The 846-nt window shown below is 68.6% G+C and carries 1 protein-coding gene; it reads right to left on the bottom strand.

From position 1 onward, the window contains the following. Positions 1-846: AMP-binding protein (locus SYYSPA8_RS37065; RefSeq protein WP_456115176.1), on the bottom strand; the 846-nt coding region annotated here is incomplete at both ends.

Below are 846 nucleotides of genomic sequence, written 5' to 3'. Positions count from 1 at the left end.
CACCACTGGCATACGTCGGCGCGGGCAGCGCCTTACGGTCCAGCTTGCCGTTCGCGGTCAGCGGCAGGGTGTCCAGCACCACCACCGCCGACGGCACCATGTACGACGGCAGCCGGTCCGCGACAAACCCCCGCACCGCCTCCGCCAGCCCAGCGACACCCCCATCCGCATCCGCGCTCGTGTCGGCGTTCGCATCCGCGCTCGTGTCCGTGTCCGGGACGACGTAGGCGACGAGGCGCAGGTCGCCCGGCATGTCCTCACGGGCGATCACCGCCGCCCGCGCCACACCCGCATGTGCCGCGAGTACGGACTCCACTTCACCGGGTTCGATCCGGAAGCCGCGGATCTTCACCTGATCATCCGCACGCCCCGCGAACACCAACTCCCCACCAGCGGTCCACCGCACCCGGTCACCCGTCCGGTACATCCGCTCCCCGGACCCACCGAACGGGCACGCCACAAACCGCTCACCCGTCAGCCCAGCACGACCCAAATACCCACGCGCCAGACCCAACCCCGCCACAAACAACTCACCCGTCACACCCACCGGCACCGGACGCAACCACTCATCCAGCACAAACACCCGCGTATTCACAATCGGACGCCCAATCGGCACCCCCTCCCCCACCCCCGCACGGCACCGCCACACCGCCGCATTCACCGTCGTCTCCGACGGCCCATAACTGTTGAACATCACCCGCCCGTCAACAGCCCACCGCTCCACCAACTCCCCCGGCAACACCTCCCCACCCACATCCAGCACAAAGCCCACACCCAAAGACCCCACCGGCAACGACGCCACCACCGCCGGAGGCAACGTCGCATGCGTCACCCCGAACTCCGACA

This window comes from Streptomyces yaizuensis (assembly GCF_034961445.1).
Taxonomy (GTDB): domain Bacteria; phylum Actinomycetota; class Actinomycetes; order Streptomycetales; family Streptomycetaceae; genus Streptomyces; species Streptomyces yaizuensis.
Note: the sequence above shows the minus strand (reverse complement) of the source record. Positions and strands in the feature narration are given on the sequence as shown.